We start from the raw sequence: 25,897 nt of genomic DNA on the forward strand, positions 1-25,897 counted from the left end.
TAGATGCAAAAGCGTACTAGTTCAATTGTAGATATTCGCTTGCAAAAACTCTGACTCTTGCTCACTGAATTACTCCGCACTTAGGAACAGTTTCGGCAAGTTGCGAAGAAATTAACTCGTGATGTCAATGGTGATGTGCAGATAGATTGGGGAAGGGAAAATTTACAGTGTTCACCTGGTTGCCGTTTATGTGGAGTGGTGGCGGCGATTTGGTGAGTGGGAATCAAGGGGCAATCGCGTCCTATTTTTCCTGGTTACAATCGGATTTCGGATAGTTTAGGTCGAGCAATAGAATCTGTATTGTTGGGTAAAAATTCACCCTCAGACGCATTACAAGCAACCCAGCAGCGCTTAAATTTGATTTTCAAAGATTATCCCTGAAATTGGGTTAATAACCAAGCACCAACTTGACTTTGATTCATCTGACGAGTCCGCCGCAATGCATCATTTAGTAGGGAAATTGCCAATCCAGGCAATACCTGAGATTCAGTAATCCGCCTACTACCTTGATTTTCTATAGCAAAAGCAATAACTTGCACATTCTGGACATCTACAATCCAGTATTCTTGCACTCCTAAATCCTCATACATTAACCGTTTCTCGCCTTTATCATCAGCCAGTGAAGTGTTAGCAATTTCAATAACTAAAGTTGGGGGTGGATAGATGTCTAAGTTAATAATAGAAGTGCCATAGGGAATAACATCAGCATTCTCGCCAATGTAGTAAGAGACATCAGGTTGAGCTTCATTAACGTTTGTTTTTCGGTAGGTGCAGTTATCCTTGCCATTTAAAGCAATGCCTTTGATGCTGGCAATTAGATAAACTGCATACATAATAATTCCGTGGTCGCTAGCATGATCATTTCCTACTGGTGGCATTTCAACCCTCATGTGTCCATTGTGGTAGTAGCACTTGGCTTTTTCGTAGGCAGGATTTTCGACTGCTTGGATATATTCATCCCAACTAGCTACTGCCCAGCTATCAGTTGGTAATTTTGTTTGGACTTCGCTCATAAATTACCTCTAATAATTATGATTATTTTAGCTGGAAACTCTCCACAATATCCTTTCTACAGGTTTACTGCCCAGGGTTGCCTTCTTTGAAGTTTGCTTGGAGGGAAACCCACAAGAGCAACTTCTCTCCGCAGAACTTTTCGCTGATTGCAATTTTTAATTAATAATTTTTAATTGGAGCGAAGCGACTTGACCCCTCAAGAACCTACGCTATTCTTGAACACGTTACTAAAACCCTATCGTAGCAAGGATTAAATCTAGATATTATCTCAATAGAAAAATTATTGTGAAAGTGCGATCGCCTACGGCGGGGCGTAGCCCATCGCAAACTCATTCTTCCTGTTAAACTTTACATTGTATTTTTAGGAAACCATATATGACTAACCCACAGGAACAAGCCATTATCAACGCAATTTTGGCAGATAGTTTAGCAAAGCAAGAAGAGAAAGGGCCCGATCTCCGACAACTTCACCCTAAAAGTCACGGCTTGGTTTGGGGAGAATTTATTATTGAAGAAAATCTTCCTGATACATTGCAAATTGGTGTTTTCAAAACTGTACGAAGTTATCCTGTTTGGATTCGTTTTTCTAATGGCGGTGGCTTGGAAGAAAGAGGAAAATTCAAGTCTGATAAACAGCCTGATGTCCGTGGTATGGCAATTAAGCTAATGAATGTCGAAGGTGAAAAAGTTCTGGATGATGAAGAAAAAACCCAGGATTTTGTGCTTGTCAATAGTTTCATCTTTTTTCTGCGTGATCTGCAAGGTTATGTTAACCTCGCCAAGTTACAAAAGGGAGAACTCGATCCAGCTTCGATGTCATACGAGCTTGGCTTATTGGCAAAGATGAGCGCACAGCAAGTTTCTAGTCCTTTGAGTATCCAGTATGGAAGTACAACCTCCTATCAACTAGGAAACCAAGCAATCAAGTTTTGTGTACGCCCCCATTCTGACAACGAGATTTCTCCCTCGTCCGCTGACTCAGAAAACTATCTGCGGGAAGCAATAGTTAAACATCTTACAACTGAAGGCAAGGATGCTTATTTTGACTTCCTGATTCAGATGTATGTAAATGATGAGAAAACTCCCATTGAAGACTCGACAATTGAGTGGCAACAGACAGACTCGCCGTTTGTTAAAGTGGCAACAATTAAGATTCCTAGTCAAGTGTTTGATACTGAGGAACGCAAAAGATTAGATGAGGGTTTATCATTTACACCTTGGCATACATTGCCTGAACATCAGCCACTCGGTGCAGTGAATTTAGCTCGTAAGAAGATTTACCAAGAAGCGACTCGGAATCGCCGTGAGCATATTCAGCAACGTCTGAGAGAACCTCAGCCCTATGGTCAAAATAATTCGTAATTTAGGGTACGTTAGTGGGAGGCTTGCGACAATAGACTAGACTAAGCCAAATATAGCTAATAGACCTCTTGCATGAATCAGATTATGAACTCCAAATAGATAAATTTCTCGTTACTCTCTGCGCCTCTGTCTTGAAAAGTTTCCTACGGCGGGAAACCCGCCTACAGAACTTTTCGCTGCGCCTCTGCGTGAACCTTAAAATTCTTATTTTCAGATATTCGTGCAAGAGGTCTAATGCACTCTTCCCTTGTATATTATTCATGCACCTCAAATAGATTCTCAGCTATGAAAATCGGTATTATCGGTAGTGGTAATATGGGGCGATCGCTCGGTATTCTCTGGGCTGAACAAGGACATAATGTGTTTTTTGGTGCTCGCGATTTAGAGAAAGGTAAAGCTGTAGCTGAACTTGCCGGACATGGCACAAACGGCGGTACAAACGATGAGGCAGCCATATTTGGAGATGTACTACTCTACAGTGTTCGAGGCGTGAATCCGGTTGAAGTCTTCTCCTCAACAGAAGTGTTGTCAGGAAAGATCCTTATTGACTGCAATAACTTTGATATTCCAGAAGGATTTGCCTTTTCACCAATTGTGCAATCCCTGGCGGAGAAACTAGCAGCAGAAGTTCCTAATGCTCTTGTCGTCAAAGCCTTCAATACAATGGCACAGGAAGTTTTTGAACTTGCACCCACACCCCTCAAAGACTATGAAGTTTCTGTGTTTGTTGCGGGAGATGATGCTCAAGCAAGGCAAGTGGTGATGTCTTTAGCCAAAGATATTGGCTTTGCCCCTGTAGACTGTGGCGCGTTACGTAATGCCCGCATGATTGAGGGAGTTGGGGACTTTATCCGGTTTCTACTCATCAGTCAGCTTCAAAATCCCCATGCCACAATTTCGGTTAAGATTCTCCCACAAGCCCAGCAACAGCGACTTGGTAGACGGCAGACTTCTAATCTTCATTGAATCCAACCTGGTAATTCGAGTAGACGTTTTGAAGAAACCTGATACAGGCTTTGGAACGTTGTTTGCAAAGCCTATATCAAGTTCCAGATTGAATTGAGTTAGAAAAGTATGTCAAATAAAATCATAGATTTCGATACCAATTCACCGATTGCGGCAGATGAATACGAGCAAATGGCACGTCTGGCACTTCCCGGCTATGAAGTGATGCATACTTTTGTGCTGGCTTGTTTGCGCTCCTGTTTATCAGAAACAGCAAATTTATTAGTTGTTGGTGCTGGTGGGGGAATGGAGTTAGTTCGCTTGGGGCAAAGTAATCCCCAGTGGCAATTTTTGGGTGTTGATCCTTCAGCAAAGATGCTGGCGATCGCCCAACAAAAAATAACTCAACATCAACTATCTCAACGTATTAAAATCATTCAAGGATATGTTCAAGATTTACAAAATGATCCCGTATATGATGCAGCCACTAGCATTTTAGTCATGCATTTTATCCCAGGTGAAGATGCTAAACTTGCTTTCCTAAAAGGCATTGCTCAACGTTTAAAAACATCGGCACTGTTTATTTTAGTTGATGTTTTTGGTACAAAAGGAAGCCCTGAATTAGAGCAAACTATTGCTACACTTCAAGCCTATTGGCAAGAAACAGGATTGTCTGAGGATAAGCAGAAGCAACTCCTAGAAAACTTCAACAGCAGAGTTTATCCACTCTCAGAAGCGAAAATTTTAGAACTACTCCAACAAGCAGGTTTTAACCACGCGATTCGCTTCTACACTGGGCTGTGGGTAGGTGGTTGGATGGCATTTAAAGGATAGTTGAATGAAGACCATTGATTAGATGGAGACATAACAGCCCTCATAGTCCTTTACCCTTTCTGGCAGTGTTTCTGAAAGAGACTCTGAACTTTTCAAGCTAGACATCACCTCCAGCGGGCACTCTCATTCTTCAGAACCATAAATTTAATGTTGGGAGTCATCACTGTGGTCTATTTATCTGAAAACTGCTGTAATTTGCCTTCTAGATAAAAAAGATCTCAGCTTTGTGTTACATTCAGCCCAGAAGTTGTTACCTCATTAAATAATGGTATTGTCTTCTGGAGGCAAACTGTTTATATCCAGCGCCTTGAAAGGCGCGGATTATTGGTGCATTATTAATATCGGTATCAGAACGGATGCGTGCAGCACCGTTGGACTTGAGTGTGAGTGTACCTTGAAGCAGCAAATCGTTGACGTAGCCTTTTCCGCGATGTTTTGGTACTACACCGATATACCCGATGATTGGCCCACCATCATTCTCTGCTGGCAGAATCAAACCAACGAGAGACTGTTCATCAGTGTAAGCTAGTTGCCACCACGTAGGTTGATACTTCAAAGCTTTTAATAACTTGAAACGTTCTCTTGCTTCTTGCTCTTGACCGAGTTTCGCTTGGTTGTGCAAAATTGAACGGTCTAAAGTCTGTGATGATACTTGGATGATAGCGTTAATAAAAGCATCCTCACCGACTTCATCAATAGAACGGAAAGTTAGTCGATTTAATGGCGCTATCTGAGTCTGAGTGTCTTTCCACTCAAAACGGATAGTTTCCCTTTCCAGAGAGAAGCCAAAGTGTTCAAAAAGCTCAATTCGTTTCTGTAGTGATGTAAAGTCTGAGGATGTACTATCGAGGTCATACTCTACGCTTTGAAGGTGCAACTGTACCAAGCTCTGTTGCAGGAGGTTTGTACCAACCTCAATATATTTCTGGCTCCAAGGTACTTCCAAGATATCAATAAGCATAGGCTTGTCAAGCGATCGCAATGACCAGTAGACAATACGTCCGATGAACTTTCCTGCTTCCTCGGCGACAAAACACCACTCTGGGCGGACGTAGCCTAATTCCCACATATCTTTCAAATAAGTGAGAAAATGCTCGTTTAAATCTGCACGCTCGCTGAAACTAGCAAAGGTTTCCAGTTCTTCACGGCAAATAGGGCGAATATCCATGATGAATCTCCTAATTGTGTAGCGATAGTTGTTTGCTGTTTTAAAGTCATCATAGGTATCACCCCCTTGGTGGAAAAAATTATACTCATTGGCAGATTCTTCTACCATGCCAAAAATTTTAACAAAATACGCAAAACAAAGCGTGCAACAAAATTGTAAGTTGCACGCTCAAAGTTATAAGTTCTTAATTTTGAATTTTCAATTCAGCACACAACTCAAAACTCTACAATTTAGTGCCGCATTCAGCACAAAAGTTGTGGGTAGGAGGATTTTTTGCAGCACAGTGGCTACAATAAACTGGCTCTACTGCGGCTTTCGGTGGCTGCTTAGGCAAGCCGATCATTTGAGCGTTGCTCTTACCAGGGGCTACCATTGGATAGCAGTTTTCATCTCTGGTGACTTGAACATTCACCAGCACCGGGCCGTTGTGTGCTAACATTTCGGCGATCGCATCTTTTAAATTATGGCGATCGCGAATCACCATCCCCTTAATCCCATAAGCTTTTGCCAACAACTCTACGTCTGGCATTCCTACTTCCATATTTGAGCATGAGTAACGCTCACCGTAGAAGGCTTGTTGCCACTGGCGCACCATCCCCTGCCAGCCGTTATTGATAATTACAGTCTTGACATTTATACCATACTGTGATAGCGTACCCAGTTCTTGCAAACACATCTGGAAACTGGCATCACCACTGATACAAATAACTTCTTCATCAGGAAATGCCACTTTAGCGCCCATTGCCGCAGGTAGGCCAAATCCCATCGTTCCCAACCCTGCACTAGAAATCCAGCGTCTTGGGCCATTCTTGAGGAATTGTGCTGCCCACATTTGATGTTGTCCCACATCTGTGGTGTAGAAAGCGTGAGGTGCTTGACGACTGACTTCTACAATCACCTCTTGCGGTGAGATGCTGTCGGCATGCTCTGGCACTACCAGAGGATACTCGTCGCGCCAACGGTTGACTAAGTTCAGCCACTCTTGCGTTTGATTTGGTGTACCTGCTGCACCTGTTTTTTTACATCGATGCAACAAGTCAGTTAACACGTTTCGGACATCGCCGACGATGGGCACTTCTGGAACGCGGTTTTTGCCAACTTCTGCCGGGTCGATGTCGATGTGAATTACTTTGGCACGAGAGGCGAATTCATCCAATTTGCCTGTAACGCGGTCATCAAATCTAGCACCAACACAAATCAGTAAGTCACAATCACTTACGGCAAAGTTGGCGTAGGCTGTGCCATGCATCCCTAACATTCCTAAAGCTAGGGGATGATGTTCGTCAAAAGCACCGATCCCCATCAACGTTGTAGTGACAGGAATATTGAATAATTCAGCTAGTTGTTTAATTTCTTCATGAGCACCAGCTGCGATCGCACCCCCACCCACATACAATAAGGGACGACGACTTTCAGTAATTAACTGGAGTGCTGCATTGATTTGCCGGGGATTCCCCTTCACCGTGGGACGATAACCACGTAACTTTACTGAACCCGGCTTTACTGGCACATAGTCAAATTCTTCTAAAGCCACATCCTTGGGGACATCAATCAAAACTGGCCCCGGACGCCCAGTCTTAGCAATGTGGAAGGCTTCGGCAACAATTCGCGCCATATCTTTGGGATCACGCACTACATAAGAGTGCTTAACAATCGGTAGCGTAATCCCATAAATATCTGTTTCTTGAAACGCATCTGTCCCAATCGCTGGACGTGATACCTGCCCTGTAACCACAACCATCGGAATCGAATCCATGTAGGCTGTAGCAATGCCTGTCACCAAGTTAGTCGCCCCTGGGCCAGATGTACCAAAGCATACGCCTACCTTTCCTGTGGCGCGGGCATAGCCATCAGCGGCGTGGGCTGCACCCTGCTCGTGTCTCACCAGGATGTGCTTAATAGCACCAGTTGCTTCCACCTTGTACAGGTCATCGTAAATCGGCAGAATCGCCCCACCTGGATAACCAAAAATATACTCAACGCCGTGGCGATGAAGGCTATCAAGCAGAGCAAAACCGCCAGATGCACGTTTGGGCACGACTGGCGGGTTAGAAGTATGAGATTGCTTGTGATTTTCAGTTTGTGGAGCAATTGGGGAAGGCAAATCTCCTACGGAGACACTTTGTGATCGCACGGTCAAACCTCAGACTATAGCTAAAGTTAATGCTGAAATTCTGTAGTTAAGATTTCATTTTAATAGAAAAGTGCAATCAAATCCTTACAAAAATTACTATTTTAAATATAAAGCTAGACTATCATCCTAAATTGATTAAATAACATCTTGCAAGACTCTGCGAGTATTTCGCCAAGCCCAAACACCGACAACTACAACCACAACACTCATTCCTACAAGCACAACTCGCAAGCCCAGAGCATCAGTTAATGGGCCAGTAATTGCCAAAGGTGCGGATAGAGCAATGTTGACAGCATGATTTTGAAAGCCGAATACTTTACCATGCATCATCGGTGGCGTTTGCTGTTGAATTAAAGTTTGCATAGGCACGCCAATTAGGGAAGCACCTACACCCAAAAATGCACAAAGCACAAGCGCCAAAAATAGATTATGGGTAAAAGTGAACACTCCTAAAACTAGCGCGATCATTAAAAATCCAATTAAGGGCAAGGGTTTGTGATGCAGTTTATCACCCCAATGACCCAAAATTGCTGCACCAAATACCATACCTACCCCTGCTGCTGCTAAGAAAAAGCCAAACTGTTTTTCTTTTAAACCAAATTCTGCTGCTAATTGAATCGTCAGCACCGTTAATGCTGCAAACACACAATATAAAGTTGTTAATTGCAGCATGGCATTCAAAATCAATCGGTTTTTCTTGAGATAGCGCAAGCCTTCTTTAAAGTCAGCCCAAGGATGGATTACCGCTTGAGTCTCGCTAATAGATTTGTTTTCTTTAAAATTAATTGGCTGCATCATCCCAGCAGACAATAGGTACAACGCCCCGACTACAAGCTCTTGACCATAATCTTCTCCCAGCCAAGCTTTAGCCGCACTCAATATTGGCTCTCCAATTGCAAAGCCAATAACTAAAGCTCCCATCATCGTGCTGCTAAAGAGTGCATTAGCTGCTAACAAGTTCTCTTTTCTTACCAGAAGCGGGATGGCGGCTTGTTCAGCTGGCGCAAAAAACTGCGTCACAGAAGAGATGATAAAAGCAAATATCAACAGAATAATAAACTCTTTGGGGAAAAAAGGAATAGCCAGTGTCATTAGCCCCCTCACCACATCAGAGCCGACCATAATTAGTTTTTTCGGGAAGCGGTCAACAAACACGCCACCTGCTGAACCAAATAAGATTGCTGGCACTGTAAATGCCACCATTAAAGTGGAGTACATAGAGTTTTCCGCCCCAGGAGGGTGTGGATAGTTCTCCAGCAAAGCAATCAGTAAAACGAAGAAGACTTTATCTCCTAACTGGGAAACCAATTGCCCCATCCACAGGAGCATAAAACTACGATTTTTTAGTAGGGTGCCAAACCCATTATTCACAGCAGCGGGTTCTGTTGGAAACATCAGATACTTTAGGATAGTGACTAGGGTAGATGGAGAAGGGGGCAGGGGAGCAGGGGGCAGAGGGAGATAATTTTTGACTCTTAACAAATGACAAATGAACCTTAACTCGTTATTTCTCACTCCTGCTTACTAACTCTGTTTTCCGGACTAATTTGCTTCATAGCGCTTTAACAGCATATGCAAAAATTCAGCCGCAGTTAGACGACCTCTGGGTGGAAAAATCTCCATTTTTGAGTCTACCCACGAGCCTTGTACAGTTTGTGGCGATCGCCACATTGACAAATGATCAACTGCTGGTTCTGCATAAAAGTTATTTTGCCCACTACCCAGCAAACAAGAACTCCAATGAGTGAAATAATCATGACTCATCCGCGAAATCGGGAAATCACCCCTAAGTGGCACTCCCCACCCATCTATTGCAATAAATGCTTTGACACGACCGCCCAATAACTGCCATAAATACGCTGCTCCTATTGCCCCAACTACACCGGCACTAAAGCTAATGAATATAACTGGTGATTCTAGATTGTTGCCTAAGCGATCGCGCAAAAACTGCAAGATATGAAATGCTGATAAAGCCAAAAATCCTTTGCCCGGAAAAACTAGTATATTCACTGGATTTTGACTGATTGAGCTATCAGAAAATAGATTTAACCATCCCGATATAAAGCTTTCAGTTAAAGCTGGTTCATTGATTCCAGGGCAAATGATTATGCTCATTCATCATTTGGTGTTAACAGCTTTTACAATTCTACACTAAAAACAAAAGTATAAAATACTACTCTAGCTTCAAGAGCTTTTAGTAACTTATGTGCTGGAAAAACTCGCTCAATCTCGCCTTTTCTATGTAAATTTCGCTTTTAGCCAAATTAAATTTAGATAAAAGCTACTAGAACAACTCTTTTTAAATACTCAATATGTAGTAATAACCTCAGTATGTCTTTTGATATATTGTTTTTATTTTTTACCTATCCTATCCCCCCGGATAGGATAATATGTTACGAGTAAGGGAAATAATTAAAATATTCCTTAGCTCTACCCAATTTGGTTATACAGAGGAAATTATTGTGGTTGCCACTCCAGAAAAACTGCACGCCACCCACGAACATTTATCAGGTCAAGACCGTGTTGCTGTATTGCTCATGGGCTATGGCGAAGTTGAAAGCTACGAAGACTTCGCTAACTATAACGAACAAGCTTTAAATCTACTCACAGCAAAATTTGCACCAGTACCAACCTGGGTTTATCCTCCCCTGGCAAAGCTTCTGGCGTTATTTGATCGCCATGAGTGGGGACACACACATCATGATTTTATTTCTCCACATAACGCCATATTTGAACAGCAACGCGCTGGGATCGAGAAGAATTTACAAGCAAAGTGGGGTGATGGTGTCCAAGTTTTCAAAGCCTTCAACTTTTGCGCCCCTTTTCTACCAAACCAAGTCTTGACAGAAATTAAAAGCCAAGGCTTTGATAAAGTTTTAATTTACCCGCTGTTAGTTGTCGATTCCATTTTTACCAGTGGTATTGCGATCGAGCAAGTTAACAACGCTCTTGCCGAGTTGGATGATGGTGAAGAACACTGGGTTAAAGGACTGCGCTATATTCCTTCTTTCTTCAACGAACCAGCCTATATCGATTTGATGGCTCATTTAGTTGAGGAGAAAATTAACGCTGATTTAGCAGCAACTTACCTACCTTCGCAAATCGGCATTGTGTTAATGAATCACGGCTGTCCTCACAAAGCCAAAGGATTCACCTCTGGAATTACCGAAAGTCAAGCGCTATATGATTTAGTACGGGATCAGTTGATCAACCGCTATCCTTTAATCTCGGTGGGTTGGCTCAATCATGATACACCCTTAATTGAATGGACAGTGCCAAACGCGGAGCAAGCTGCTAATAACCTCATTCAATTGGGTGCAAAAGTAGTTATATTTATGCCAATTGGTTTTGCCACAGAAAACCACGAAACTCTATTGGATGTACACCACATCATCCACGCTTTAGAGAAAAAGCATTCTGGTGTAAACTACGTGCAAATGGCTTGCGTTAACGACCATCCAGAGTTTTTAGAGATGGCTGCTGAATGGGCGAATGCTCACATTGCTGAGTTGAAGAATGAGCAAGCTGTGACAGTTAACCCCCAACTATCTGGGGGTCACCATCACCATCACCACCATCATCATTAAGTTGATTAGGGTAGACAAAGCTTTGTCTACCCTACGTTTATGGTGTACTCATCTTTTGATTGTTGTTGATCTAGAAAGTATTCCCTATCGCTTTGGGAACTTGGTTCAACCCTTAGCTGAGTGGATAGTTGATGATCACAAAGACAATAGCCTATGCAAAAGCTCCTCATGTCTTTGTTGCACCTTTACCAAGGCGTTTACTGAGTCTTCCAATAGAACCGCTCTGGCTGTTATTTCCTAAACTAATTCACACCCCGCAGCTTACGAGTGTTATCAACTAAGCTCTGAGCAAATTGATCAAATCTTTGAGAAAGTTTCTCATCTTTAAGTTTACCTTCAGGACTGAAAGCACCCCAAGCTTGTCCGATCGCAATTTGTTCTGGAATTACCCAGCCGTGTACCCAGCGAACGATTAGCCGTAGTTCATTCAAAGCGTTACTATTAGACTGACCACCCAACACGCTAATTAGTCCTGTCACTTTATCAGATAATTCCTCAAAGCTCATCAAATCTAAGGCATTTTTCAGGACACCACTAACGCCGCCATGATACTCAGGTGTCGCTAAAATTAACCCATCAGCGTGACTAACAGCATTTCGTAACCGCTGAACATCTGGGTACTCTGCATACTCTTTTTCACCATTGCAAAATGGTAGCTGCAACTGCCGCAAATCGAGAATTTCGATCTCTGCACCTAGGGCTTCTACACGTTGCGCTGCTACCTGCAAAGCGATCTGTGTGTAGGAGTTCGGCCTTAAACTACCACCAATACCAACAATTTTTACCATAATTAACCCACAAACTACTAACTAACTACTATCACCAGATTTTTTAAAAACGAAGTCATTACGACTATGTTTATCTTAACGATTTGTATCGTAATATGTCAAATTACAATTCACCGGAAAATTTTATGATTAACGTGTGAAGCGAATAGAAAAGAAAAAATTTTGTCACAATAGTTACTAAATGCCTAACCTAATAATGAGTGTTATACCAGGCTTGCTTGCTTGTCATCCCACTGAGGAGTATATTTATCCGAACTGATCGAGTTCATACCAGAACTGAGATAGATTTGGGAATGGTTTTGTATGGAAGTTAGACTAGATAAGAAAACTGTAATTTCCAGTTATTGGAATTTTTGCTAGAAGAATAGGCATAAAACCAGCCCTCAGCTTATGCCATCAGAAAAAAGGTAATTATTATGACAAATTTGGAAAAAAAGGCATTGATGAAACAGCGATGTCAAGCGACAAGCCGCTCCGCGTCTACGCCAAAACGCCTTGCTTGGGCTGGTGCGCTAGCAGCCAGTTTAATCATGTTGCCAGGTATGTTTGGAGATGCTCCCGCTTTTGCACAAAAAGCAGAGCGCGACTCTCTAAATTATGGCGAGTTGATCACAAAAGCGAAGGCAGGAGAAGTTAAAAGAGTAGAGTTGGACGAAACTGAACAAATAGCAAGGGTGTATCTACAGGGGCAAAAGCCGGATGCACAACCCCTAGAAGTAAGACTTTTGGCACAAAACACAGAGTTAATTAATATTCTTAAAGAAAAGAATGTTGATTTTGGTGAGGTTTCTTCTGCTAACAGTCGAGCTGCTGTAGGGCTATTGATCAACCTGATGTGGATTTTGCCACTTGTTGCTTTAATGTTATTGTTCCTCCGCCGCTCTACCAATGCCTCTAGCCAAGCGATGAACTTTGGCAAATCCAGAGCACGCTTCCAAATGGAGGCGAAAACTGGAGTGAAGTTTGAAGACGTAGCAGGAGTTGAAGAAGCGAAAGAAGAACTCGAAGAAGTCGTTACTTTTCTCAAGCAGCCAGAAAGATTTACCGCTGTAGGCGCACGTATTCCCAAGGGAGTGCTATTGATCGGCCCCCCTGGTACAGGTAAAACTCTCCTAGCAAAAGCGATCGCCGGGGAAGCAGGCGTACCCTTCTTCAGCATTTCCGGTTCAGAATTTGTAGAAATGTTTGTTGGTGTGGGTGCATCCCGTGTACGCGATCTGTTCAAGAAAGCCAAGGATAATGCTCCCTGTCTAATATTTATCGATGAAATTGATGCTGTAGGACGCCAGCGGGGTGCTGGTATCGGTGGCGGTAATGATGAGCGAGAACAAACCCTTAATCAACTGCTGACTGAAATGGATGGGTTTGAAGGTAATACTGGCATCATTATTATTGCTGCTACCAACCGCCCAGATGTACTAGATGCAGCACTACTCAGGCCAGGACGCTTTGACCGACAAGTAATGGTAGATGCACCGGATCTCAAAGGACGACTGGACATCTTAAAAGTCCATGCGCGGAATAAGAAAATTGATCCTAGTGTGTCATTAGAAGCGATCGCTCGCCGTACTCCTGGTTTTACTGGGGCAGATTTAGCCAACTTACTCAACGAAGCTGCCATTCTCACCGCCAGAAGGCGCAAAGAAGCTGTCACCCTCCTTGAAATTGATGATGCTGTAGATCGGGTAGTTGCAGGGATGGAAGGCACAGCCTTGGTAGATAGTAAGAGCAAGCGCTTGATTGCTTACCACGAAGTTGGACACGCCTTAGTAGGCACATTGCTCAAAGACCATGACCCTGTGCAGAAAGTCACACTCATCCCACGGGGACAAGCACTAGGATTAACTTGGTTTACTCCCAACGAAGAACAGGGATTAGTTTCTCGTTCCCAACTCAAAGCCAGGATTACTGCAACTTTGGGCGGTCGCGCTGCCGAGGAAATTGTTTTTGGTAAGCCGGAAGTGACCACAGGTGCAGGCAATGACTTGCAACAAGTGACAGGAATGGCACGGCAAATGGTGACACGGTTCGGGATGTCTGAATTAGGCCCATTGTCTCTAGAAAACCAGAGTGGAGAGGTATTTTTAGGACGTGATTGGATGAATAAATCAGAATATTCTGAGGAAATTGCCGCCAAAATTGACTCTCAAGTGCGCGAAATTGTCAATAGCTCTTACATAAAAGCAAAAGAACTGTTGGAAGAACATCGCACAGTTTTGGAACGTTTAGTAGATTTGTTAATAGAACAGGAAACAATTGAAGGCGAACTATTCCGCAAAATTGTTGTTGAAAATACCCAAGTAGTTGATGAGAAATTAGCTGTACCTCATTAAAGATTTATACAACAATAGATTCCCGACTTTTATAAAAAGCCGGGAATCTAAGCTTTGCTATAAAAGTCGGGAATCTAAATTTTCTTAAAGTTATTTTTATCAAGATGACAAACATCTTTTTAGTAAAATCGGATCTACTATATCAGTCTGTTCACCATAGTTATGCAAATTAAATTGGATTTGCAGTAAGAGACGATCTTTAGAGATTGGAGGTGTTGCTTTATGGAAACAAAATACATCTTCAGCAAAACCAAAACCCGCTGCCCCACAAACAGTTAAACTATTTTCTGCTCCATAATAATCCAGTAGTTCTGCTTCAGGTTGTCGTCTAATTAAAGAGAAAAGATAAGTAAGTTTCTTCCGCTTGTGACTCCCACGGATACAGACATGAGGGCCACTCAATAAATCTACATCGGTTAAATAAAAGAAAAATCTTAAGCTGCGATAGTCGTTTAAATCGTAATGAAAATTCATAGCAGCTTTATTTAAATCATATCTAGCTTCTTTGACTACGAAAATCCAGTGTAACCGACTGCCTGTAAATACAGTAGTTTTACCTAAATATTTAGTAGCAATATCTAATAACTTTGGATCACTGGCTAGTTTTTTAATTGCTGGACAAAGCATAGCAGTATTGTAATACTCACCCCGGATAAAGGGTTTTCCATGCTGCTTTATTGCTTTATCTTTTTCAGAATACAAGAACCCACACATATAGTCTGCATCTCCGTAACAATTATTGGTATTAGCAAAGCTAAGAATTTCTTGAAGAATAGATTTCGGTATCTGAAGTCCTAAGTAGACTCCATCTTTTTCTAGAGAGTCAACGGCATCATCAACTTTAAGATCTACAAAACTGGAGAACCTGAGATCATAATTCTTCGGCTTAGAGTTTTTATAAAAGGAGATGATAAAAGAATAAACAATTCTAAATCGACCTATTAAAAACATTACAAGCCAAAGAGGATTTGTCTTGACTTTTACGTAATATGGATAAAGTTTTGAGTGGATCATTGACGTGACCTTTAATAGTATATAAGTTGAGTATGTTTTTGGCTTTTTTATGTCATCTGGCCATTGCAATAACTCTCATTAACTGTGAATTAATGAGAAAGCAATGGTGTATAAATTAGTTTTTGAGACTGTGGTTTTAAATGAGATGCCACAGCCCAAAGTGATGCTATAAAAAGTTAGAAGTTTCCAATGCAAACTTCTATCCTTTGAACTAAGTTTTGGGAATGTTGTCTAAGCTCTAGAATTTGTGGATAGAAGCCTGCAACATATATTCAGTTAAGGTAGTCAAGAGCCTTTTATTATCAGTTAAAAGGCTCTTGTATGTTTGATAATTACTGAGAAATCAAGCCGAAGAATGTAATAAGTTTGGCAAATTTGCCGAGTCAAAGGGCAACACTTACTTCGATGCGCTACTATATTTGGCTAGCGCTTTTTTGAAAAGCGACTTTCAATAATACGGTTATTTAAACAATACGTTTATTTAATTGATAATGCAATACTTTTTTCAGTAATTTTACTGTTTAAAAAATATATTGATATCAGTACCACACATAAAATAAAAGTGTGTGATTTATTTTTTTGTAAATCTTACAGTTTTTTATGTTTATTAAATTAAAAACGAAATTATCTTTATAAATGCAGTTGATATTTTTCTAATTAAGACAATTTTTGCTGTAACTACTATAGGAATCTGCCTAATTTATAAATATGCCAAAATGGCAACAAAAATTCCACATCGAATGCTTTAATTAAATATTTTACTTAATTAATAACCAGAATCGCGAATAAATTTTGACTCTTGAATGATGACTTGTGACTGTTGAGGCTGAACTCTTGAACCTGTTCTTTTAGCAACCCGCTGCTGAGAATACATTTCCCGCAGAACCATTGCTGGGTCTACATAGTTGTTGGCATATTTAAGTCCCCAGTGGAGATGAGGCCCAGTGGTACGTCCAGTCATCCCTACCCTGCCAATTCTGACTCCAGTTGGTATCTGCTGACCTTCCCAGATTTGTATTCCACCTGCGTGGTCGATTAGATAGCGACGACTATGTGCAGTTTCGACGTATCCTTCCAGATGGCAATAAGTGTGTTCCCATTCTCCTGATTTAATTACCATGTGAGTGCCACAGGCATCGCGGTCGCCAACTTTAACTACTGTACCTGCCCACCAATTGCGAATGTAACTACCTTGTGAGGCAGCGATATCTAAGCCTCCGTGAAATTCCAAATTAGAACCGCCAATAGCAGAACGGCGATAGCCAAAAGGAGATGTATAAGCTTGAAAGTTTTCTACAGGGAAAGAAGCTGCTAAACAACTATTAGCTCTGATTACTTTTGGCTGTAGTTCTCTAGCTTTAGCTTTAGTGTTTTTTGGCTTAGGCAATAAAGGATCTGCTAACCAACTATTAGCTACCACTACTTTGTCTGGCTGCACTTCTTTAGCTTTAATGCTTTTTGGCTTAGGTAACTGAGTCATTAAACTTGTAATACTCAATCCTAATATAAATAGAATAACTCCAAAAATTCCTGCTCTTTTGTCTTGCTTATTCATTATTTCTATCTTTCATTCGTAAAATATGTATATTTTTTCAATTTCTGTCTAAAACCATTTTAAATATATAACAGGAATTTAAATTCAGTAATACAAATCAATCAGAATTTTTAATTTATTTATTCTTATCATTTGTTTGTGATGCAATATTTTACTTCAATATAACAGTGTTTTAAGTCATTAAGTATACGACAATAAACTTTTGCAATGTCAAATTTATTGATTAATTAATGAAATCATAAAATTATTTTGGAATAACAATTTTGAATCTATTTAAGTAGTGTGCTTGTTTATTATTTAATATGCTTTAATACTTAAAACAATTAAATAATTATAGTTAATTATACAGCTATACTGAATATGTAAAATACATGCATATAACTAAAAAAATTAACTAAACATAGCTTAGAAGTAAGTTAGATAGAGTTAAGCTTTGTAGGAAAAAATTTATCAATTAGTCGAAATCTTGTTAACCTTTATGCTTAAAATTGCTTAAGAGGTCGATTGAGTATTAATGAAAAATCAAATCGACCATTTGTAGGACGCACCCAAGCTATGCTGACCGAAATTTTACCTTTCAGTTTTGAGTTGGACACGATCGCGATCGCTGGAGCGAGTTTCTGGTCTCTGGCACTATATTTAGCTTTTTCCCCAGTTAGTGAATGGGTAATCAAGCAACTAGACCGCTGGTTTAATTTCGCCGAGCGATCGCTTTATACCAGTCAATCAGAATTTGAAAAAACTCGTAAGGCCAGAGAATCCCAAAATGCTTTTTACGCCTCACTGTTTAGCATTGTGCCTTTCTTGATAGTCGGCGCTTTATTTAACTGGGGTCTGGAAATTAGTCTAGGTGATAGCTGGGGAATTAGTACAGGTATATTAGCTTGTATGGGTGCTGGTATTTATGAACTTGGGCGCAGGGATGGGGAGTCTTCGGATTAGTCAGTTGTCATTTGTCATTTGTTAAGAGTCAAGGGTCAAGGGTCAAGGGTCAAGAGTCATTTGTCATTTGTTAAGAGTTAAGAGTCAAGGACCATTAATCTTCTCTTCCCCTGCTCCTCCAATTCAATTTTCGATTTTGAATTTGGGATTTTAGATTGTTTAATCCAAAATCTAAAATCTAAAATTCCTCTGCTTTTGCTACTTCTCAATTTCCTCGTACACAATCTGTGCAATCTTACTTGCTGCTCCGCTTTCGCCACGAATGCTACGCAGCTTGGCTCGCATATCGTCCAATTTTTCTGGATGAGCCAAAAAATCTAAAACCATTTCCCCTATTTCTTGCGGTTGGAGTTTGCCCACAAGTTCTGGCACAATCTCTGACTGCGCCCAGATATTCGGCCATGCCAATAGACCTTTGCGTTTTAAGAAAAACCAGTTAATTAACTTGGCAAAGGTAGAACCCACTCCCGGCAAGTTTGCTAATAGCCCTGGTAAGCCATCCCAAGAACGCATAGCATCTAGTTGTTGTGTTGGCAGCAAAACAATCATCGGCACGGCTAAGGAACCGAGTTCGGCCGTGTTTGCCCCAACTGTAGTTAAGCAGATGCAGCACTGAGATAATAAATGATATGCAGGCGTTTCTTCCAACAATTCCACAACAAGATTAGTTTCTGTTTTGAGGGTAGGAAGTTTGTAGGTGGAAGGTAATGCCGTGTTCTCCTGTGGGAAAATTAAGGAAGCACCAGTAAAGTCAAAAGTTTCAACAAAAGGGTTTTTCTGTGGATCGGCAAAACTAGCTAAAGTTTGTAAATCTAAAGTTGGGGCTACAGGAATCACAAATCTGGTGTGTGGCCTTTTTGCGTGAACGTATTCAGCAATGGCTAAAGTTAATGGCACTCCTTGAGCTAATTTTGCTGCTTTTGATCCAGGTAAAATGCCAATCAAATCAGTTTTTTGTGCTTTGTCATTTGTCATTTGCCCTTTGTCCTTTGCTAAGGACGAATGACTATTAGTTTCTAGCATTAAGTCTCCCACAACAGTCAGTTTGTGGGCATATTTTTGGTTTATGCGGGCAGCGACTTCGGGTTTCATGACTGCAAATCGGTCAATCAAGTTATGCCAACGAGCTTCCCATTCAGCGTAAACAACCGTTTTATATCCCAGTCTTTTGCCGATCGCTACAGGAAAAATTTGATCACCACCGAGGAAAACAATTACACCGCGACTTCTCCAGTCCCAATTCTCAAATGTTTTTCCCCAAAGCAAAAATTGCCAAAAATGCTCTGCTCCCTGCACTCTGTCTACTTCTGGGTAAGAAAGGGCGATCGCTGCTTCTTTGCCACTGGCATTTGGGCAAGGTGATAACACTACAGAAATCCTGACAACAGAACGGTCATCCCCTAACTTTTGTCGCAATGCTCTTACTACCGGGCGTACCCAAGTCGTTACCTCACCAGGGCCATTCGAGAGAATCAAAATATCAGATGGTTGGTTTGTCATTTGTCATTTGGCCATTTGTCATTAGTTAAAAATCGTAAGTTCCCCATTCCCCAGCCCAAATATTACATTTTCGTTACATAAACCAAAGTAATCACTCTTATTAATTGTCAATATGCGTTAATAAATGTTGCTTTTTTTATATCGATTTGTGTCATATAGACGACAAAATCACCAGTGGGTAAGCGTTTTCTGATAAAAAGTTCATATTGCCGAAGAGAATAAGTCACTTGTGGCAGCATCAGCCACTAAGAACTTCCAGTAGAGAACGCGCATCAAAGGAGCCTACCTGCATGTTCACCCACGTCAAGTCCACCATTAGACACATTGCGCCTGATAACCTGCGCGGACGTAATTTAATTAAGGTGGTCTATGTCGTGCTTGAGTCCCAGTACCAGAGTGCATTGTCGCAAGCGGTTCGCACGATTAACGAGAGCAATCCCAACTTGGCGATTGAAATCAGCGGGTACTTAATTGAGGAACTCCGCGACCCAGAGAACTACGAGGAGTTCAAACGGGAAATTGAGAGTGCGAATATCTTCATCGCTTCACTCATTTTCATCGAAGACTTAGCACAGAAAGTAGTAGCAGCTGTAGAACCACACCGCGATCACCTTGACGTTTCCGTTGTCTTTCCCTCCATGCCAGAAGTAATGCGCCTAAACAAAATGGGCAGCTTTTCTCTAGCACAGTTGGGTCAGTCGAAGAGTGCGATCGCCCAATTCATGCGGAAACGCAAAGAAAAATCCGGTGCGGGATTCCAGGATGGAATGCTGAAGCTTTTGCGAACTTTGCCGCAAGTGCTGAAATTCCTGCCAATGGACAAGGCACAAGATGCCCGAAATTTCATGCTCAGCTTTCAGTATTGGCTGGGAGGTTCTCCAGAAAACCTGGAAAACTTCTTGCTGATGCTAGCTGATAAATATGTATTTAAAGGTTTAGAGAAACAAAATTTTGCATCTACTACATATCAACAGCCAGTAGTTTATCCCGATTTAGGGATTTGGCATCCTTTGGCTCCCAATATGTTTGAGGATGTTAGAGAGTACCTCAATTGGTACACAGCCCGTAAGGATATATCCAGCGATCTTAAAGATCCCCTAGCTCCCTGTGTTGGGTTGGTATTGCAGCGCACCCATCTCGTTACAGGCGATGATGCCCATTATGTGGCGATGGTGCAAGAGTTGGAAGCATTAGGCGCACGGGTACTTCCCGTATTTGCTGGTGGTTTGGATTTCTCCAAGCCTGTAGATGCTTACTTCTACGAACCAACTACCAACATACAGTTAGTAGATGCAGTGGTATCGCTGACTGGTTTTGCCCTCGTTGGTGGCCCAGCTAGACAAGACCATCCCAAAGCAATTGAGTCGCTCAAACGCTTAAATCGTCCTTACATGGTAGCGTTGCCCTTAGTATTCCAAACCACAGAAGAGTGGATGGATAGCGATTTGGGTTTACATCCGATTCAAGTAGCTTTGCAAATTGCGATTCCTGAATTGGATGGAGCAATTGAGCCGATAATTTTATCAGGTAGAGATGGGACTACAGGCAAAGCGATCGCACTGCGCGATCGGGTCGAAGCTGTAGCGGAACGCGCTTTAAGATGGGCGAACCTCCGCCGCAAGCCGAAGCTTGATAAAAAAGTTGCGATCACCGTTTTCAGCTTCCCGCCAGATAAAGGCAACGTGGGAACCGCCGCTTATTTAGATGTTTTCGGCTCCATTTATGAGGTAATGAAAGCCCTCAAAAATAACGGCTACGACTTACCAGAATTGCCCGAATCCGCCGAAGCGCTGATGCAAGAAGTCATCCACGATGCTCAAGCGCAGTACAGCAGCCCCGAACTCAACATCGCTTACAAGATGTCAGTGCCAGAATATGAGGCACTCACACCCTACTCTCAACGCCTAGAAGAAAACTGGGGCCCACCTCCTGGACATCTCAACAGCGATGGGCAAAACCTGCTAGTATACGGTAAACAATTCGGTAACGTCTTCATTGGAGTACAACCCACCTTTGGTTACGAAGGTGATCCGATGCGGCTATTGTTCTCCCGTTCAGCCAGTCCTCACCACGGTTTTGCAGCCTACTACACCTACCTAGAGCAAATTTGGGGAGCTGATGCCGTACTTCACTTTGGTACACACGGTTCCTTGGAATTCATGCCAGGTAAGCAAATGGGGATGTCTGGGGATTGCTATCCAGATAACTTGATTGGCTCAATTCCCAACCTGTATTACTACGCAGCAAATAATCCTAGTGAGGCGACAATTGCCAAGCGTCGGAGTTATGCCGAGACAATTTCCTACCTGACACCTCCGGCGGAGAATGCTGGTTTATATAAAGGTTTGAAGGAACTTAGCGAGTTAATTGCTTCTTACCAAACCTTGAAAGATACCGGGCGGGGCATTCCCATTGTTAACAGCATCATGGATAAATGTCGGATCGTGAATCTGGATAAGGATATCAACCTGCCAGAAACCGATGCTAAAGATATGACTGCCGAGGAGCGGGATAATATTGTTGGCAATGTCTACCGGAAGTTGATGGAGATTGAGTCGAGATTATTGCCTTGTGGGTTGCATGTTATTGGTAAACCACCGAGTGCAGAAGAAGCGATCGCAACTCTCGTCAATATCGCCAGCTTAGATCGTCAAGAAGAAGGACTTCAAGGCTTACCCGGAATTATCGCCAACAGCATTGAGCGCAATATTGACGATATTTACCAAAATAACGACCGAGGTATTTTAGAAGATGTCCAACTATTGCAAGACATCACCTTAGCCACCCGCACCGCAGTTAGTGCCCTTGTTCAAGAGCAAACCGACGCTGAAGGGCGAGTTTCGCTGGTTTCCCGTTTGAATTTCTTCAACATGGGTAAAAAAGAACCTTGGGTAGAAGCATTGCATAAGGCAGGTTATCCCAAAGTTGACACAGCCACACTCAAACCTCTGTTTGAATATTTGGAATTCTGCTTGCAGCAAGTTTGTGCTGACAACGAACTCGGAGCATTACTTAAAGGCTTAGAAGGCGAGTATATCCTACCTGGGCCTGGTGGCGATCCCATCCGCAACCCGGATGTATTGCCCACAGGTAAAAATATCCATGCACTTGATCCCCAATCCATCCCCACAACAGCAGCAGTACAATCAGCCAAAATTGTCGTAGACAGGCTTTTGGCACGTAACAAAGCCGAAAACGATGGAAAATGGCCAGAAACCATCGCCTGCGTCCTTTGGGGAACCGATAACATCAAAACTTACGGTGAATCCCTAGCACAAATCATGTGGATGGTAGGCGTGCGTCCGGTTCCCGATGCCTTGGGACGGGTGAACAAGTTGGAGTTAATTCCTTTAGAAGAGTTGGGACGCCCCAGAATTGACGTGGTAATCAACTGTTCTGGTGTATTCCGCGACTTGTTCATCAACCAAATGAACCTGCTAGACCAAGGGGTGAAGATGGCAGCTGAAGCGGATGAACCTTTAGAAATGAACTTTGTCCGCAAACATGCTTTGCAACAAGCTGAGGACATGGGGATTAATCTGCGTCAAGCAGCTACGCGCGTTTTCTCCAACGCTTCCGGTTCCTATTCGTCAAATATCAACTTGGCAGTAGAAAACAGCACTTGGGACAGCGAAGCTGAGTTACAGGAAATGTATCTCAACCGGAAATCCTTCTCCTTCAATTCCGATAACCCCGGAATGATGGACGAATCCCGGCAGATTTTTGAAAGCACGCTGAAAACTGCTGATGCAACTTTCCAAAATCTCGACTCTTCCGAGATTAGCTTAACGGATGTTTCTCATTACTTCGACTCAGATCCCACCAAGCTTGTGGCAAGTCTGCGGGGTGATGGTAAAACACCAGCATCTTATATTGCAGACACCACCACAGCTAATGCCCAAGTGCGGACATTATCAGAAACCGTGCGCTTGGATGCTCGTACCAAATTGTTAAATCCCAAGTGGTATGAGGGGATGCTGAATCATGGTTACGAAGGTGTGCGCGAACTCTCCAAGCGATTGGTAAATACAATGGGTTGGAGTGCAACAGCCGGCGCTGTAGATAACTGGATTTACGAGGATACCAACGAAACCTTCATCAAAGATGAAGAAATGCAAAAACGTTTGATGAACCTCAATCCCCATTCTTTCCGCAAGGTTGTATCAACTTTATTAGAAGTAAATGGACGCGGTTATTGGAAGACTAGCGAGGAGAATTTAGATCGTCTACGCGAGTTGTACCAAGAGGTTGAAGACCGGATTGAAGGAATAGACTAGGATTACACGGGCAGGCATAAAGCCTGCCTTAACAATGAGATAAGGTTAAAAAATGAAATATAAATGATTCAAACATTTCACAAGAAAGCATTAGAAAATTTGTTTAGAAAAAATTTGAATAAAGGAGTTCCTGCAAACTTAGAAAAGAAAATTAGAATCAGACTTGAAGTTATAGACTCAGCGTTAATTTTAGAAGATATTAGATTGATTTTGTCTTAACCTGTCACGAATGAACGAGGATAATTTAGATCGTCTGCACAAATTTTACTAAGAGGTTGAAGACCGGATTGAAGGGATAGAATAAAACATAATTTTGTAGAAAAGCGAAATCAAAATGTAGATACACTATAAATAATGTCTCTACATTTTTTATGAGTTTCTATAAAGCTACAGTATAATTTATAACTAAGTTAGTTATTTACTAATTTACACAACTAAATCTATTAGTCCTAATAGTTAAGAAAAAATACATGGCTGGAAACGATAGCATAGTTCTCGATAACATTATCAAGCAAAAGATCAATAAAAGTGACAATACATTAGCTGATGATGAATTCTTTGAAATATTTACATTTGAACAAATATTAAAAAAATACGACCTTTCGTATGACGAGCTAAATTATGGAAAAATAGGAGGAGGTGATGATGGTGGAATCGATGGATTTTTCATTTTTATTAATAATAATTTTGTTAGTGAGGATACAGAGCTAGACAACTTTAAAAAAAGTCCTCGCATACAATTATTTTTAATTCAATCAAAACGGTCTGATTCTTTTTCTGAGAAAGCTATTGAGAAATGGCTTTCAACTACAATGAATATTTTTAATTTAGAAAAGAATATTGAGCAAATTCAAAAATATTATAATTCTGATTTACTTAATAAAGTAACTTTTTTCCGTGAATTGTATCTCAACTTAGCATCACAACATCCTTCTATTGAAATAACATATGTATATGCAAGTAAAGGTGACGTATCAGCTATCAATCAAAAGATATACAATCACTCTGAAGTTTTAAAAGAAAATACTGTTAAATATTTTTCTGGAGCCAAGGTTAATGTTAACTTTGTTGGCGCACGAGAACTAATAGATTCTTCTCGGCTTGAGAAAAGCTATACTTTACAGTTAAAGTTTATTGAAAATTACATTTCGAGAGGTGAAGATAATTACGTTATTTTAGCGTCTTTAAAAGATTATTATAATTTTGTTACTTATGATAATGATGAGTTACGCACATATATATTTGCGTTTAATGTTCGAGATTATCAGGGTAGTAATGTAGAAGTTAATAAAGATATAAAAATAACTTTAGAATCAAATGAAAAAGTAGACTTTTGGTGGCTCAATAATGGGATTACTATTTTATCTTCTAGAGCAAGTGTTGCGGGTAAAACTATTAGCTTAGATGATGTACAAGTTGTAAATGGGTTACAAACAACAAATACAATTTATCATTATATAAAGAATAGAGAAGCTGATAACGACGCATTAAAGGAAGAAAGAGCTGTTCTCATAAAAATAGTTGTCACAAATGATCCAGAAACTAGAGATCGTGTTATCAAAGCAACAAATTTCCAAACTCCTATTCCACCAGCCTCTTTAAAAGCTACAGATCCAATACAGTTAGACATAGAAAATTTCTTTCTAAATCATGAATGGTTTTATGACCGAAGAAAAAATTATTACAAAAACACAGGTAAACAACTTGATAGAATTATTAGTATTCCATACCTAGCTCAAGCGGTCATAGCAATAGTTTTTCATGAGCCAGATATTGCACGGTCTAGACCATCGTCAATACTTAAGAAAGATAATGATTACAAACGTGTTTTCAGTCAAAAAATTAGTCTTGAAGTGTATCTGCTTTGTGCGAGAACGATGAAAAACTTAGAAAGCTCTATTCGTATTCTTACGTCGGGTAAATCAAACAATGTGGCTATTAATGAACAGTGGAAACATGCATCACCAATTCGTATATTGATGTTTCATTTAGGGATGTTACTAGTAGTAAAAACACTTCAAAAACGTGATTACAAACCGAAAGATGTAGAATCAATTAAAAATATTGATTTTTCTAATGAGCTTATTATGAACATATTAGCTGAGTTAATTCAATTAACTAATGATTATGTAATCCCCAAAGAAATACCTATAAACATTGGGATTAAACAAAAAGATTTTGTCACATTTATATTAGAAAATGTTTTGCTAGAGTAATCTAAAAAGTGCGATTTTGGGAGTATGGTAGCGTGATCGCACTTTGGAAGATTTTGGGTATGTAAGGTGCGATCGCACTCACTCTTACACAACAGGCGATCGCTTTATTTTTAAGGTTTTCTGTAAGGCGTAGGCGTAGCCCGTCGTAGACATCGCTCTATTAGGCATCAAAGCAGATGTAGCGTTTGATTTGATGGACAAAATCTTGTCCGCTATATTTGAGGTGCA

General features: G+C 41.1%; 17 protein-coding genes and 1 pseudogene. 9 read left to right on the plus strand and 9 right to left on the minus strand.

Going from position 1 to position 25,897, the window contains the following annotated elements:
• Positions 1-228: 228 nt before the first annotated feature.
• Positions 229-381 (plus strand): annotated as a pseudogene (locus HCR01_RS40835) (ABC transporter substrate-binding protein); the annotation flags it as partial.
• Here the strand turns inward: HCR01_RS40835 and HCR01_RS22005 are convergent.
• The gene (locus HCR01_RS22005; protein ID WP_193198199.1) at positions 372-1,013 is read right to left on the minus strand and encodes a Uma2 family endonuclease; all 642 of its coding nucleotides are present in this window, start codon (positions 1,011-1,013) and stop codon (positions 372-374) included. The pseudogene HCR01_RS40835 and the gene HCR01_RS22005 sit on opposite strands and share 10 nt — an antisense overlap.
• Before the next feature lie 376 nt (positions 1,014-1,389).
• Between HCR01_RS22005 and HCR01_RS22010 the strand changes: the two genes are divergently transcribed.
• From HCR01_RS22010 to HCR01_RS22020, 3 genes are all read left to right on the plus strand, one after another.
• Positions 1,390-2,376 (plus strand): catalase family protein, encoded by a 987-nt coding sequence (locus tag HCR01_RS22010; protein ID WP_193198200.1) that lies wholly within the window; start codon positions 1,390-1,392, stop codon positions 2,374-2,376.
• A 285-nt stretch (positions 2,377-2,661) separates the two neighbouring features.
• Complete coding sequence (locus HCR01_RS22015; protein ID WP_193198202.1) at positions 2,662-3,342, plus strand: NADPH-dependent F420 reductase; 681 nt, start codon at positions 2,662-2,664, stop codon at positions 3,340-3,342.
• Positions 3,343-3,450: 108 nt separating this feature from the next.
• Positions 3,451-4,155: a class I SAM-dependent methyltransferase gene (locus HCR01_RS22020; protein WP_193198204.1), complete on the plus strand. Its 705-nt coding sequence runs from the start codon at positions 3,451-3,453 to the stop codon at positions 4,153-4,155.
• A gap of 250 nt (positions 4,156-4,405) precedes the next feature.
• Here the strand turns inward: HCR01_RS22020 and HCR01_RS22025 are convergent, their stop codons facing one another.
• The 4 genes from HCR01_RS22025 to HCR01_RS22040 all read right to left on the minus strand — a co-directional run bounded on the left by HCR01_RS22025 (position 4,406) and on the right by HCR01_RS22040 (position 9,572).
• Positions 4,406-5,431, minus strand: coding sequence for a GNAT family N-acetyltransferase (locus tag HCR01_RS22025; protein WP_193198207.1), 1,026 nt, complete (start codon positions 5,429-5,431; stop codon positions 4,406-4,408).
• Between the two features lie 115 nt (positions 5,432-5,546).
• Positions 5,547-7,457: a biosynthetic-type acetolactate synthase large subunit gene (gene ilvB, locus HCR01_RS22030; RefSeq protein WP_193198209.1), complete on the minus strand. Its 1,911-nt coding sequence runs from the start codon at positions 7,455-7,457 to the stop codon at positions 5,547-5,549.
• 135 nt (positions 7,458-7,592) lie between these two features.
• Positions 7,593-8,852, minus strand: coding sequence for an MFS transporter (locus HCR01_RS22035; protein ID WP_193198210.1), 1,260 nt, complete (start codon positions 8,850-8,852; stop codon positions 7,593-7,595).
• A 147-nt stretch (positions 8,853-8,999) separates the two neighbouring features.
• Positions 9,000-9,572, minus strand: coding sequence for a hypothetical protein (locus tag HCR01_RS22040; RefSeq protein ID WP_193198211.1), 573 nt, complete (start codon positions 9,570-9,572; stop codon positions 9,000-9,002).
• Between the two features lie 347 nt (positions 9,573-9,919).
• On the opposite strand from HCR01_RS22040, the gene HCR01_RS22045 reads away from it, so the two are divergent.
• Positions 9,920-11,044 carry a ferrochelatase gene (locus tag HCR01_RS22045; RefSeq protein ID WP_193198305.1) on the plus strand — a complete coding sequence of 375 codons (1,125 nt, stop codon included), beginning with the start codon at positions 9,920-9,922 and terminating at the stop codon, positions 11,042-11,044.
• 242 nt (positions 11,045-11,286) lie between these two features.
• Here HCR01_RS22045 and HCR01_RS22050 read toward each other — a convergent pair whose 3' ends face one another.
• Complete coding sequence (locus HCR01_RS22050) at positions 11,287-11,832, minus strand: NADPH-dependent FMN reductase (RefSeq protein WP_193198213.1); 546 nt, start codon at positions 11,830-11,832, stop codon at positions 11,287-11,289.
• A 416-nt stretch (positions 11,833-12,248) separates the two neighbouring features.
• Between HCR01_RS22050 and ftsH the strand changes: the two genes are divergently transcribed.
• Positions 12,249-14,165 (plus strand): ATP-dependent zinc metalloprotease FtsH, encoded by a 1,917-nt coding sequence (ftsH, locus tag HCR01_RS22055; protein WP_320073155.1) that lies wholly within the window; start codon positions 12,249-12,251, stop codon positions 14,163-14,165.
• A gap of 99 nt (positions 14,166-14,264) precedes the next feature.
• On the opposite strand, the gene HCR01_RS22060 is transcribed toward ftsH, so the two are convergent.
• Together HCR01_RS22060 and HCR01_RS22065 are read right to left on the minus strand one after the other, a co-directional pair.
• Positions 14,265-15,179, minus strand: coding sequence for a hypothetical protein (locus HCR01_RS22060; protein WP_193198215.1), 915 nt, complete (start codon positions 15,177-15,179; stop codon positions 14,265-14,267).
• 766 nt (positions 15,180-15,945) lie between these two features.
• Positions 15,946-16,734 carry a M23 family metallopeptidase gene (locus tag HCR01_RS22065; RefSeq protein ID WP_226889538.1) on the minus strand — a complete coding sequence of 263 codons (789 nt, stop codon included), beginning with the start codon at positions 16,732-16,734 and terminating at the stop codon, positions 15,946-15,948.
• A gap of 555 nt (positions 16,735-17,289) precedes the next feature.
• Here HCR01_RS22065 and HCR01_RS22070 point away from each other — a divergent pair.
• Complete coding sequence (locus HCR01_RS22070) at positions 17,290-17,676, plus strand: hypothetical protein (RefSeq protein ID WP_193198308.1); 387 nt, start codon at positions 17,290-17,292, stop codon at positions 17,674-17,676.
• 198 nt (positions 17,677-17,874) lie between these two features.
• Here the strand turns inward: HCR01_RS22070 and HCR01_RS22075 are convergent, their stop codons facing one another.
• Positions 17,875-19,176, minus strand: a complete 1,302-nt coding sequence (locus HCR01_RS22075; protein ID WP_193198217.1) for a lipid-A-disaccharide synthase — start codon at positions 19,174-19,176, stop codon at positions 17,875-17,877.
• A gap of 290 nt (positions 19,177-19,466) precedes the next feature.
• Here HCR01_RS22075 and HCR01_RS22080 point away from each other — a divergent pair, with 290 nt between their 5' ends.
• Together HCR01_RS22080 and HCR01_RS22085 are read left to right on the plus strand one after the other, a co-directional pair.
• Positions 19,467-23,453, plus strand: a complete 3,987-nt coding sequence (locus HCR01_RS22080; RefSeq protein ID WP_193198218.1) for a magnesium chelatase subunit H — start codon at positions 19,467-19,469, stop codon at positions 23,451-23,453.
• 470 nt (positions 23,454-23,923) lie between these two features.
• The gene (locus HCR01_RS22085) at positions 23,924-25,669 is read left to right on the plus strand and encodes an AIPR family protein (RefSeq protein WP_193198220.1); all 1,746 of its coding nucleotides are present in this window, start codon (positions 23,924-23,926) and stop codon (positions 25,667-25,669) included.
• The last annotated feature ends 228 nt before the right edge of the window (positions 25,670-25,897 follow it).

It is taken from the genome of Nostoc sp. MG11 (genome assembly GCF_014904695.1).
Lineage (GTDB): Bacteria > Cyanobacteriota > Cyanobacteriia > Cyanobacteriales > Nostocaceae > Komarekiella.